8 protein-coding genes are annotated in these 13,502 nt (G+C 39.7%); 1 reads left to right on the top strand and 7 read right to left on the bottom strand.

Going from position 1 to position 13,502, the window contains the following annotated elements; translation table 11 throughout:
- Positions 1-102: 102 nt before the first annotated feature.
- The gene (gene rpsT, locus Q0625_RS01670; protein WP_016419610.1) at positions 103-360 is read left to right on the top strand and encodes a 30S ribosomal protein S20; all 258 of its coding nucleotides are present in this window, start codon (positions 103-105) and stop codon (positions 358-360) included.
- Between the two features lie 221 nt (positions 361-581).
- On the opposite strand, the gene ppk1 is transcribed toward rpsT, so the two are convergent.
- From ppk1 to Q0625_RS01635, 7 genes are all read right to left on the bottom strand, one after another.
- Positions 582-2,633: a polyphosphate kinase 1 gene (gene ppk1, locus Q0625_RS01665; RefSeq protein ID WP_298823160.1), complete on the bottom strand. Its 2,052-nt coding sequence runs from the start codon at positions 2,631-2,633 to the stop codon at positions 582-584.
- Between the two features lie 11 nt (positions 2,634-2,644).
- Complete coding sequence (locus Q0625_RS01660) at positions 2,645-4,468, bottom strand: BatD family protein (RefSeq protein WP_298823159.1); 1,824 nt, start codon at positions 4,466-4,468, stop codon at positions 2,645-2,647.
- A 43-nt stretch (positions 4,469-4,511) separates the two neighbouring features.
- A complete protein-coding gene (locus Q0625_RS01655; RefSeq protein WP_298823158.1) occupies positions 4,512-5,564 on the bottom strand; it encodes a tetratricopeptide repeat protein in 1,053 nt (350 codons plus the stop codon).
- A 182-nt stretch (positions 5,565-5,746) separates the two neighbouring features.
- Complete coding sequence (locus tag Q0625_RS01650; RefSeq protein WP_298823157.1) at positions 5,747-7,795, bottom strand: S9 family peptidase; 2,049 nt, start codon at positions 7,793-7,795, stop codon at positions 5,747-5,749.
- A gap of 32 nt (positions 7,796-7,827) precedes the next feature.
- Positions 7,828-9,951 carry a Tex family protein gene (locus Q0625_RS01645; protein ID WP_298823156.1) on the bottom strand — a complete coding sequence of 708 codons (2,124 nt, stop codon included), beginning with the start codon at positions 9,949-9,951 and terminating at the stop codon, positions 7,828-7,830.
- A gap of 127 nt (positions 9,952-10,078) precedes the next feature.
- The gene (locus Q0625_RS01640) at positions 10,079-10,885 is read right to left on the bottom strand and encodes a M48 family metallopeptidase (RefSeq protein WP_298823155.1); all 807 of its coding nucleotides are present in this window, start codon (positions 10,883-10,885) and stop codon (positions 10,079-10,081) included.
- A 123-nt stretch (positions 10,886-11,008) separates the two neighbouring features.
- Positions 11,009-13,474 carry a M1 family metallopeptidase gene (locus Q0625_RS01635; protein ID WP_298823154.1) on the bottom strand — a complete coding sequence of 822 codons (2,466 nt, stop codon included), beginning with the start codon at positions 13,472-13,474 and terminating at the stop codon, positions 11,009-11,011.
- Positions 13,475-13,502 lie beyond the last annotated feature (28 nt).

Raw genomic sequence — 13,502 nt, 5'->3', positions numbered from 1 at the left:
TTAGGACGCAAGGTTTTCATCCTTGTAACAGGGGTTCGATTCCCCTACGGACTACATAATTTTAGTAATTTTATACAATACCACTTTAATTGAGATAAGAATATGGCAAACCATAAGTCAGCAATCAAAAGAATTAGAAGAAATGAGGCTGCACGCCTTAGAAATCGCTATCAACATAAAACTACTCGTAACGCTATAAAAAAATTGCGTACTACTACTGATGTAGCTGTAGCTAAGGAACTATTACCTAATGTAGTTTCTATGATTGATAAATTAGCTAAAAGAAACATTATCCATAAAAATAAAGCGGGTAATCTTAAAAGCAGCTTAATGAAGCATGTAAATTCATTAGTAGCTTAAAAAATCATTTGCTCATAGTGAAATATTTAAAATTACTATTAATAAAGACTATTCTTTTTGCGAATAGTCTTTATTTTTTATATAGATAACTATAATGTAAATAATTAAAAATATTGGTATAATCTAATTTGTTAAGACGTAATAAATTGCGCCTTTACAGAGAACTACACTAATAACAAAAGACCAATGATAAATAAGATAATCATTGGTCTTTCTATTTTTTAGTTATTACTATAGTAATTATAGATGGCTTCTTGCGAGGATTGTCCTTGCTGCTGGGATCGGTAAGCATTCTGCTGATCTTTGTCTATTATTCGTGCTTTTACACGATCATTCCAAGCTAAATGAAAAGTATCCCAAAGTTGTTGTTGGATATCCTTTTGATAAATAGGACAAGAAACCTCTACCCTATTGTTGAGATTACGAGACATCCAGTCAGCTGAGGATATATAATAAAGAGGATTACCATCGTTCCCAAAGACATACAATCGGGAATGCTCCAAGAAACGATCCACTATGCTGATCACCTCTATATTTTCACTAAGCCCCTGTACTTGGGGCAATAAACCACATACCCCACGAACAATCATCTGTATCTTGACCCCTGCCTGACTCGCTTCATATAACTTCTCTATCATCTCCTCATTAGTAAGGCCATTCATCTTGAGCTTTAGGAAAGCCTCTTTCCCTTCTTTTGCTAAGGCTATTTCCCTATCAATGAGCGATAAGAAAGTTGTTTTGGTATAGTGAGGAGAGACTAAAAGATTCTTGTATTGGAATACCTGAAAAGGAGTATCAAAGAACTTAAATACTCGATTGATCTCATCCAATATCTCCTGATGAGCTGTAAATAAAGTATAATCTGTATATATTTTTGCAGAAGATTCATTGAAATTTCCTGTACTTATAAAGCCATAACGATATGTTTTCCCATTCTCTTCTCGCTCTATAACCCCAATTTTGCTATGCACCTTAAGCCCTCGTATGCCAAAAATCGTATTAACCCCTTCTCTTTGAAGTTGCTCCGCATAGTGGATATTGGCTGTCTCATCAAAACGTGCTTGCAGTTCTATCTGAACGGTTACTTTCTTACCATTTTTTACGGCATTGATCAAAGAGTTAATCACTTGTGATTGTTTGGCCAAGCGATAGATCGTAATTTTTATGCTCTTCACCTTAGGGTCAAGAGCTGCTTCTCTTAAGAAACGTATTAGGTAAGAAAAACTATGATAAGGAGTATATTGTAAATAGTCTCGCTGAGCTATTTGAGAAAATAGACTTTCTTCCACCTTGAGGTCTTTGATAGGATAAGGGTGAAAAGGCTTGTACATCAGTTCCTTGCGCTCACAATGAGGAAAGTTCATATAATCACGTCTGTTGTGATAACGTCCTCCTGCGATAACACTATCGGTAGATTGTATACCCATTTTTTCCTTTAGAAAACGTAACATCTCCTCATCAATGAGCTTGTCATAGATAAATCGTACTGGTTCAGCTCGCTTACGTCCTTCCACACTTGTGGATATTTTTTCAATAAAACTCTTATTAAGATCGGTATCCAAATCTAGCTCCGCATTGCGAGTAATCTTAATCATATAAGCGGAAATATCCTCACAAGGGAAAATATAGAAATGAGAGCTAAGACAAAAGCGAATCACATCGTCCAAGAGAATAATATAGTTAGCATTGCCTATCTTGGGCAATACAATGAATCTATCCAAGGTCTTGGGAAGTTCTATAAGAGCATACTGTATTTTTTGCTTTTTACCACTCTCAGAAGCCAGTACCATGCGAACAGCCAAATAAGCCACATCGTCCTTAAGGTTAGGAAGTGCCTCTACTTCATTGAGAATAATGGTAAAAAGTGCAGGGCTTATTGTATTGATAAAATATTCTCTTACATAATCCACATGCTCAGGAAGTATCTCTCTCTCATCAATAATATAAATATCCTCTCCCTTGAGTTCTTCCTTGATACGCTCCAAAATAGCGAGACTCTTCTGTTGGAGTTGTACCACTTGGCTATTGATCTGCTCCAATAGAGAATGAGCCTGAGCAATCATCTCTTCATCCTTAAGGAGCCTAAAATCACGCCTTGCAATAGCATAGCGCACTCTGAAGAATTCATCCAAATTATTGGAGAAAATACCTACAAAGCGCATACGTTCCACCAAGGGATTCCTTGGATCGCTAGCCTCCTGCAATACACGTTCGTTAAAAGAGAGCCAACTGAGGTCTCTGTTGCGTATGGGAATTTTTGGTTGTGTGTTCATCTTTCATAGTATTATAATTGTTTGTCTAGTAAGGCAATGATAGTGGCTGCCTGTTGGTAATCGTTATTAATATCAGTCTGTGTATAAGGAGCATAACGTGCCATCTCACAGTTGGAAAGCAATTGGATGAAATCCTTAATAGGTTCAGCTGCTACCCCTTTCTCTGTGAGGAGCTGCTGTATCTTATCCTTGCTCAGTTCGCTTGTTTCGATATAGAGTTTTGCCTTAAGATAAGTATGTAAACCACGTTCCAAAGCCTCATAGAAGGCCTCCTTATCAGTAAGATTTTTCTTGGCTGCTGAAAGATACTTCTTAGCCAAACGACTTGTTCGGCGACTTCTGTTCTGTTGAGTATCATCATTTCGCTTCTGATAGATATACCACAAAATAAGTACCAAAGGAATCAGTAACAAAGGTAACAACCACAAGAGGTAGAAAGCTGTTGAAGCAAAGAACTTAGGTTGGTTTATAGGTAACAGTTCGGAAGCCTCCTTGAGTGGTTGGAATTGACCTTGTAATTGTGATACTGTACCTTGTGCTTCTTCATTATTAGCAGGTTTGTACTCCTGACCATTGAGTACTTCTATGGTAATATTCTCTGAAGTGAGTGTCTCATATTTCTGAGTATCAGGATTAAAGAAAGTAAAATTCAAGGGAGGAATAGGGAACTTTCCTTTGTACTGAGGTACAATAGTATAGCTATGGGTAATATCTCCACTGACACCTGTGGTGCTATTGGTCAGATGTTCTTCCTCCTTAGGGGCATATACCTCCAAGGCAGGAGGGAAAGCCAATTTGGGAATATCAAAGAGCTTGAAATTTCCTTTTCCTGAGATGATGATCTCTCCTGAGGTAGTTTCACCCGCATTAAGAGAACGTGTTGGGAAATTCATAGACAAAGAGAAATTTCCCACAGCCCCTGAGAAGTTTGCTGGTTTGCCTTCTTCGGGTAGAGGTAAGACATTAATTTTAGTCGTTGCAGTCTGCAGGCTACGGGTACGAGTTACATAGGAGCGATTCCCGAAGAAATCGACCTGATTGGAGGGCAATTGTAGGACAAAGGTAGAAGAGAAGGGATTAATCACCTGTTCACCTGCCTGTTGCGGGTACAATAGCACCTGCTTGAGGGTAACACAGCGGAAAGGTCGACCATTATGCATCACCTCAGTTACTTGAATCTTATCCAAGAGCTGTTGGCTCCAAAAGTTAGCATAGCGAGGTTCTTGTATATTCTCCAATCCAGCTATACCGAAGCGTGCATCAATGTAAAGCCTATAGGTAATAGTAATAGGCTGATTCACATACACTTGTTTTTCAGAAACTTCTGCAACCATAAAGAGTTCATCCTTGGTTGGTTCTATCACCTGAGTAGGTTGTTCTTCCTCACTACCAAAGGGATCAAAACCAAAAGGAAAGCCCGCAAAAGGATTAGATGGAGGTGGTGTCGTTTGAGTACCACGAGGATTGGATACAGCATCGGTTACCTCTATCGTGATAGGTTTGGTTTTGTACTCTTTTCCTTCAATAATAATAGAGGCAGATCCTATGGTAAGTTTTCCTTTGCGCTTAGGTTGTAGCATATACGTATATGTCTTCGAAAAGCTACGAGTTCCATTGATCCAAGAGTGAGAGATAGATTGGGTAGGACCTGTAACCCCAAAGTTCTCAAAGGAAGGTGGGACAAAGTTATCTCCCTCTTTATTCATAGTAAAATCCACCCTAAGATGTTCGTTTTCGCCCAAAGAAGTGCGAGAAGGTTGTGCCTTAAAGGAAACCTCCTGCGCTAAAGATATAGTTGTTATAAAAAATAATATATAAAATAAATAATTGCGCATAAACTGAGCTTTTATAAAAACAAATTGGTTACAGCATACTATACTACCAGTCTTTCCTATTTGTATTGGTAGCTTTACCCTTTATTTTTTTAGCATTTATCTTCTCTTGTGTTTTCTTTTCTTCATTGCTTATTGCATTAAGAATACGATTGATTTGCTCAGGAGAGAGTTCCCCTTGTTGTCTTCCTTCTGGATTGCCACCGCGACTCTCTTTATTCTGTTGATTATCCCTATTTTGAGATTGTGAAGGACCTCTTTCAGATTGTCCTTGCTGGTTATTATTGTTCTTATTATCTTGGTTATCCTTATTGTCCTTATTTTGGTTATTATTATTGTTTTGATTATTGTTATTTTGGTCTTTATTATCCTTGTTATCTTTGTTGTCTTTATTTTGTTGATCTTTGTTGTCTTTATTATCTTTATTTTGTTGGTCTTTTTTATCCTTGTTATCTTTATTATCCTTGTTCTGTTGGTCTTTATTATCCTTTTTTTGCTGATCTTTGTTATCCTTGTTTTGTTGATCTTTGTTATCCTTGTTTTGTTGGTCTTTATTATCCTTGTTTTGTTGGTCTTTATTATCCTTGTTTTGTTGGTTCTCGTTATCTTTAGGTTTTTGTTTTGATAGTTTATCTTTAGCTACAGCAAGGTTATAGCGTGTCTCATCATCGGCAGGGTTATTACGCAGTGCCTCCTTATAGAACTGTACAGCCTGGTCATATTCTTCTTTTTCCATAGCTATGTTGCCCAAGTTATGGAAAGCCCTATGTTTTTCATCCTTAGTTGCTTTTTTATTCATAGCGGTCTCTCTAAAATGATTGGCCGCCTCCTCATACGCCTTTTGGGAATAGAGTACATCACCCATATTGTATTGGGCGGTTGTGTTCTCAGGATTCTTGGAAATTGCCTTGCGGTAATCCATTTCGGATTCAGGGAGTTTATTTGCTTTGCCTGCTTTATAGCCCTCATAAGCAAATACTTGCGATTGTCTTTCTAATTTTTCTCTTTGAGCTTTTTCTTTAGCAGAAGTTTCGTTTTCTTTTTGTGCAAATCCGAATATAGGGAAGAAGATAAGTATCAGTATATACAGTCCTTTCATGATAATAAAGTTATTGGTTTTCTGCCACAAAAATACGATATTATTCCCATAAAAATTCTTTTTTGTCTTTATTTTAATACTTTTAATAGATATATCCTATATAAATTATTAATTTACTTTTTCTTTTCCATTATCTTTTGTAAAAATAAAAAATCCTCTGTGGAAAGAGGATTTTTTTAAAGTTATTGATGTATGTTCTCCAAGTCCAAAAGGAAGGCATATTCGCGCGCTATTTCCTTGAGAGACTCGTAACGCCCTGAGGCACCACTATGCCCTGAACTCATATCAGTATAGAAGAGCAACAAATTATCATCGGTTTTGAGTTCCCTAAGCTTAGCCACCCACTTAGCAGGCTCCCAATACTGTACTTGAGAATCATGATAGCCCGTGAGTACCAACAAATTAGGATATGCCTGAGCGCACACATTATCATAAGGAGAGTAACTCTTCATGTAATCATAGTACTGCTTGTCATTTGGATTGCCCCACTCATCATATTCCCCTGTTGTAAGTGGAATAGAATCGTCCAACATAGTAGTTACCACATCCACAAAAGGGACATTGGCGACCACTCCATGGAAAAGCTCAGGTGCCTGATTGATCACCGCTCCCATAAGCAAACCACCTGCAGAACCTCCCATGGCATATAGGTGAGCTGTCGATGTATATTGACTTGCTATCAAGTACTTAGCACAATCAATAAAGTCGGTAAAGGTATTTTTCTTATGGAGCAATTTGCCCGCCTCATACCAAGGGCGTCCCAAATATTCGCCACCACGTATATGAGCAATAGCAAAGATAAAGCCCCTATCCAACAGACTTAGCCGTGTGGTAGAAAAGGAAGGTTCAATAGTAATTCCATAAGAGCCATAGCCATAGAGAAGCAAAGGATTGGAACCATCACTCTTTATTCCCTTGCGATAAACTAGAGAAATAGGAATCTGGGTACCATCAGCAGCTGTAGCCCAAAGCCTTCGCGACTCATAATTCTCCTCACTGAACTTTCCTCCCAATACCTGTTGCTGCTTCTTCACCTCCTTATCTCCTGTGCGCATATTATAATCAATCACAGAATAAGGGGTAGTCATGGAATTATAAGTATAACGTAGAATCTCGGTATCAAAATCCAAATTTAGCCCTGTGGAGGCCATATAAGTCTCATTGTCAAAAGGTAAATAATGCTCCCCAGTACCATCCCAACGTATGATACGTATCTGAGAAAGACCATTATACCGCTGAGTAACCACCAAATATTCCTTGAATATGTCTATTTCTTCCAAGCGAATATCCTCCTGATGCGGAAGTACAGATTGCCAATAGCTTTTTTCGGTCTGTCCTATAAGAGTTTTGTCTAATTTGAAATTAGTTGCTCCATCCGCATTGTTCAGTATATAGAAATAATCTCCATAATGGGCTATATCATACTCCAACCCTCGCTCACGTGGCTGAAAACACTTGAAATCGGCCATAGGTGTCGCTGCATCCAAGAACCAACTCTCTGAAGAAAGCGTACTATCAGACTGGATAATGAGAAACTGCTCTGACTTGGACTTGAATATACCTGTATTGAACGTCTCATCTTTCTCATGGAAGACCAATACATCTTCCTTGGGAGACTGTCCCAATTGGTGACGATAGATCTTGTGAGAACGAAGCGTTTGGGTATCTATCTTGGTATAGAAAATAGTCTGATTATCATTGCCCCAGCAACTACTCCCATCGGTATTTTTTATCTCTAAAGGAAGTACCTCACCTGTCTCTAAATTCTTGATAAAGAGAGAGTACATACGTCGTCCCCGTGTATCCACCGAAAAGGATGCCCATTTGTTATCCGGACTCACAGAGAACTCGGCAAACTGGTAGAACTTATGCCCTCGTGCCATTTGATTTACTTCAAAGAGTACTTCCTCCTGTGCATTGGGCTGATCTGCACGCCTAAGGTAAATGGGGTATTCCTTTCCCTCTTGAAAACGAGAAAAGTACCAATACCCATTATACTTATAAGGAACCGATTCATCATCCTCCTTGATACGACTTTTCATCTCCTTAAAGAGTGCTTTTTGAAAGGCTTCAGTATGTTTTGTCTTATATGTAAAATATTCATTCTCAGCCTCCAAGTAGGACAATACCTCTGGTGTATCTCGCTGGTTGAGCCAAAAGTAATTATCTATTCGCTTATCGGCATGAATCTCTAATAATTGTTGTTTTTTAGGTGCTTTTGGTGGCATCATAATCTATTATCTTTATACCATAAAAAATTTGTTTAGAGTATCATACTCAGTGAGATACGCTTGCGAGCGGTATCCACTTCTATGACCCTGACTTGTACTTGTTGGTGGAGCTTCACCACTTCATTGACATCGGATACATAGCCATCCTTTAGTTGAGAGATATGTACCAAGCCACTTTCTTTGATTCCTATATCCACAAAGCAACCAAAGGCAGTGATATTATTGACAATCCCTGGGAGCACCATGCCTATACGTACATCGTCAAAGGTCTTCACATTGGGATCAAATTCAAATACCTTTGCGGTTTGTCTTGGATCTAGTCCAGGTTTTTCCAATTCCTTGAGTACATCCTTAAGGTACAATTCCCCTACTTCAGCGGTTTGATACTTCTTAATATCAATAGAGGCAATTGCTTGCTTATTCCCGATAAGCTTCTCCACAGAGATGCCCAAATCCTTAGCCATTTGCTTAATAATTGGGTAAGCTTCAGGATGTACCGCTGAGTTGTCCAATGGATTTTTGCTATTATGTACCCGCAAGAAAGCCACCGCCTGCTGATAGACCTTATCTCCCAAACGAGGTACCTTCTTGAGATCCTCACGACATGAAAAAGCCCCATTGGCCGAGCGGTAAGCTACTATATTCTCAGCCATTTTCTCTCCTATACCCGATACATAGCTCAAGAGAGACTTACTGGCCGTATTGAGATTCACCCCCACCTTATTCACACAACGAATCACAGTAGCATCCAACTCCTGCTTGAGAGAAGCCTGATTTACATCATGCTGGTACTGCCCTACTCCTATTGATTTGGGTTCTATCTTGACCAATTCCGCCAAGGGATCCGCCAAGCGGCGACCTATGGAAACTGCCCCACGAACTGTTACATCATAGTCAGGAAACTCATCGCGCGCTACCTTGGAAGCTGAGTATACCGACGCTCCCGCCTCACTGACCACAAAAACCTGTACAGGATGCGGGAAAGTGATTTGCTTGATAAAACTCTCCGTTTCACGAGAAGCGGTGCCATTGCCTATGCTAATGGCCTCTATACGATATTGCTCCACCATAGTACGGATTTTCTTGGAAGCCAAGGCCGTTTCGTGCTGAGGTGCATGAGGGAAAATCGTCTCATTATGGAGCAAATCCCCCTTCTCATCCAAGCAAACCACCTTACAACCCGTACGAAAACCAGGATCTATCGCTAATATACGCTTCTCTCCCAAGGGAGAAGCCAACAAAAGTTGAGAAAGGTTCTCAGAAAACACAGCAATAGCCTTGGTATCCGCCTTGTCCTTAGCTTCTTGTAAGGTTTCATTAGAGATAGATGGCTCTAAAAGACGTTTGTAGCTATCTTTGACTGTCTTTTTAAGGAAATCAGCCACTTCACCACTGCCTTTGATTACCGATTCCTCAATAAAAGGAATTGTATCTTCAGGCTCTACCTCTACTTTCATTTTGATAAAGCCCTCTTTTTCAGCACGAAGAACCGCTAATACACGATGAGAAGGCGCTTTGGCAAGCGGTTCACTCCAATCAAAATACTGAGCATACTTCTGAGCTTCCTCCTCGTTTTCCTTTCCTTTGGCCACCTCGGCACAGAGTTGTGCTTTTCGCTGGAAAACCCTCCTAAGGGTACGGCGTACATACATATTCTCATTGATCCATTCGGCTATAATATCCGAAGCCCCTTGTAGTGCTTCCTGTACAGAAACCACTTTATCAGAAAGATAATGAGCGGCGAGTTGTTCCAAATCGGTTACTCGCTGGCTCATAAGTTGCTTTGCCAAAGGCTCCAAACCGTTTTCTTTGGCTACATCGGCTTTGGTTTTACGTTTTTTCTTGTAAGGCAAGTATAAGTCTTCCAACTCATTAATTTCAAAAGAGTTTTCTAGGCGATTACGCAGTTCATCGGTAAGCTTGCCTTGTTCCTCTATACTGGTGAGAATGGTCTCCTTGCGCTTACAAATGTTTTCGTATTCCGTTTGCGCCTTAGCGATTTTCTCAATAGCCACCTCGTCCAAGTTGCCCGTTCTATCCTTGCGATAACGTGCGATAAAAGGAATGGTACAGCCTTCCGAGAGTAAAGTAAGCGTATTTTCAATAGCTTTTTCTGTAAGCTGTGTTTGATTCTTAATGAATTGGATATTTGTCATGTTTAGAAAAATAAGGCACAAAGATAGGAAAATGAAGTGAAAAATGGAAAGTGAAAAGTGAAAAGATTTCCACACCACTAAAAAAGGCTTTCCCCCAAGGGAAAGCCTTTCTGTATGCTTTGTTCTTTTATTCAAAACGGGTAATTCCGTACTTCTGTGCTTCCGCCTTTACCTTGGGAGCGAGTTGCTTAAGGTTGGCGATACGTGATTCGTTAGAAGGGTGGGTACTAAGAAGCGAATTAGAACTTCCTCCTCCTGAGGCTGCACTCATGCGTTCCCAGAGCTTGTAGCCCTCATCAGGATCATAACCTGCCAACGCCATAATTTGGAGACCTATGGAATCAGCTTCTGTCTCGTGGCTTCTGCTAAAGGGAAGCATAACCCCAACTTGAGTACCTAAGCCATAAGCGGTATTGAACTCATTGAGATATTTGCTATTGCTCAGCAATACATTCCCCGCTAAGGCACCTATCTGTTGGATAGTTGAAGCACTCATACGCTGTGCTCCATGGTCGGCCAAGGCGTGTGCTACCTCGTGCCCCATGATTACCGCTATACCGCGTTCATTCTTAGCTATAGGGAGGATACCTGTGTAGAATACAATCTTACCCCCAGGCATACACCAAGCGTTGAGTTCCTTGCTCTCTACCAAGTTGTATTCCCAACGATAATCCTTCAGGTAATCCTTATATCCATTTCTCTCCAACCAAAGCTGGGAGGCCTTGGCAATACGCTCCCCTACACGCTTGATCATCTCCGCCTCAGGAGTTCCCTTGATTACTTTGTTAGAAGAGAGGAACTGATTATACTCACTAAATGAAGTAGGAAAGAGTGAGCTATTGGACATGAAGTTCAGTGTACTCTTTCCTGTAAAGGGATTGGTCTTACAAGCAGTAAGTGCTAATAACAGACCTATACATAATATTTTTTTCATCTTTTATTTTTTAAATAATGGGGCAAAGATACAGCTTTTTTCCATATTAGCAAAAAAACAGCCTACCCTATTTTGGGTAGGCTATTCTTAATAAATAGACTTAAGGATTCTCTCCTGAGTGTCTTACCACTTGATATTCTTAAGAAGGTCAATTTGAGCCTTCACAGATTCAGAATTAGGATTCTTTTTAAGCAAATCTTCCTTGATTTTCAAGCCATCTTCAGATACTTTGCGTAAAAGTTTCTTTTCATCTTCGCTAAACCAACCAAATACATTACCAAGAGTCTTGGCTGCCTTCTTAGTAAGCTCTGTATTGTCAGTGCTCATAAGCCAATTGAATCCTTCCTTGATAGGAGCTTGATACTGTTCTGGATATAGTGGATAATAGATCACCTTATCAAGCAATATAGGCAAATATTTTTCATCTTTGCTCTTTAATATATAAGGATAGAAAGTCATAAATTGCTCAAAGTTGAGGCTCTTTAGATCAATTTTATCAATATATTGGCTTGCTAGAGAAGGATCTAAAGCTACCAAACCAGATGCTGCCGCTACCTTAATGGAACGAGAAGGAATTTTTACAGCATTTTCGAATAAAGATTTGTATCTAGCATCTCTTAGATAAGAAAGTTGTGTAATAGCCGCAGCTTTTACCAAGTTTTCTGGATCATTGTTAGCCAAATTCTCTACTATAGGTGCCCATTGGTTTGCATTACTTTGTCTCAATCCTTGGATAGCCTTGATACGCAAGCGGAAGAAAGGATCCCTAAGTGCTGCGATAAGTATTTCGCTATTGTTGTTAGTTATAGCATATTCAACTGCTTGGTTACGGCTCTTGTAATCATTAGCCCTATTGTATTGGAATAGATATTGTTCAGCTGTTTTATAAGGTGCTTCATCACCTACGATAAGTCCACGAGGATCCACATCGATAAGGCTGTAATTGGGAGACACTTTAAAGCGGAACTCGTTCTTAGGTTTGGCACTTACCCATACCTCTTTACGTTCGTATTTGCCACCATCATATATATCCACTTCCAATGGGAATTGGAATGGTAATTTTTCGTCTTGACCAATTTCAAGTACTGCTTCACCCTTGGCACTGTCATAGGTAATTTTAGGGGTCATTACCACATTTCCATAGTTAAAATACCATTGGTTAAAGAACCAGTTAAGGTCTCGACCACTTACTGCTTCAAAAGCTAAACGCAACTGATGCGCTTCCCCTGTTCCAAACTTATTATCCTTGAGATACTTAGACATTCCTTCAAAGAAAGCTTTGTCACCCAAATAGTTACGAAGCATATGAAGGATACCTCCTCCTTTGTTATAGGATACTGCATCGAACATATCATCGGCCTTTTCATAATCAAAACGCACTAAGTGCTTGTGGTATGAGCCACTATTCTTATAGCCTGAGATATCTCTGCCAAGGTGATAGTCTGCATAATCTTTTCCATATTTGTGTTCGAGCCAAAGGTACTCAGAATAGTTAGCAAAGGACTCATTCACCGTAAGGTTCGCCCAGCTTTCAGCTGTTACCAAATCTCCGAACCAGTGGTGGAATAGCTCATGAGCTACTACAGACTCCCATTTGTTTTCATCGTTAAGTGACTCGGCTGTTTGTTGAGCCATAGAACTGTGAAGCGTAGCGGTAGTGTTTTCCATGGCACCACTTACATATTCTTGTGCTGTAATCTGATCATAAGTAGGCCAAGGATAATCACAGTTCAAGAGTGTAGAGAAGAACTCCATCATCTCACCTGTTTTTCCAAAGATTCTCTTGGCTACATCGGCATATTCATGCTCTACATAGTAAGTCAAAGGCACTTTTCCTCTCCAAGGTTTGTCTTTGATTTGCGCATATTCGCCCGCACCTAGGAAGAATAAGTAAGGCGCATGTTTTTGCTTGAATAGCCAATAATCGGTGCGTTGTCCTTTTCCATCTTTTTTTGAAGAAGTAAGTACCCCGTTGGAAAGCGTGATAAAGCGCTCAGGTACTGTAATGTAGATTTCTTGAGAAGATTTTTGGTTGGTTTCGTCAATAGTGGGGAACCAAGTAGAGTTAGATCTTGTTTCACCTTGTGTCCAGATCTCAATAGGTCTGTTTTTGTCCTCCTTAGTAGGATTGATAAAGAAGAGCCCCTTAGCATCGTTGATTGCTTGACCGCCTTCTTTTCCTACTTTCTCAGGTTGGGAAGTATACTTGATATAAACAGTGTATTTTTCTCCACGTTGGTAAGTCTTGTCCAATTGAATGGTAAGTTTATCATTAGCATATTTGTAAGAAAGGGAACGACCTATATTTCCTTTCTTATCGCAGAGATTCACGCTATGGATAAGCATTGCTTGCGCATCCAAAACCAAAGAATCTGTTGGATAGAAGTAAGGCGCTGCTGTAAGCCATTCCTCCCCATAGAGTTCTCTTTTCTCTAAGCTAAAAGAAACACGCAACTTAGTGTGGTCAAGAGCGTTGTACTTAGTAGCTTCCGCGTGATAAACTTTTTCTCTTCCCGAAGTCTCGGTCTGTGCTGTAGCCACCCCCATAGAGGTAGCCAGCATGGCTAGTAATAGATATTTTCGTATCATATATCAAAAATAAATTAAATATATTTCT

The sequence above is a fragment of the uncultured Capnocytophaga sp. genome, from assembly GCF_938029845.1.
Classification (GTDB): domain Bacteria; phylum Bacteroidota; class Bacteroidia; order Flavobacteriales; family Flavobacteriaceae; genus Capnocytophaga.
This window is presented reverse-complemented; position numbering and strand designations above follow the sequence as displayed.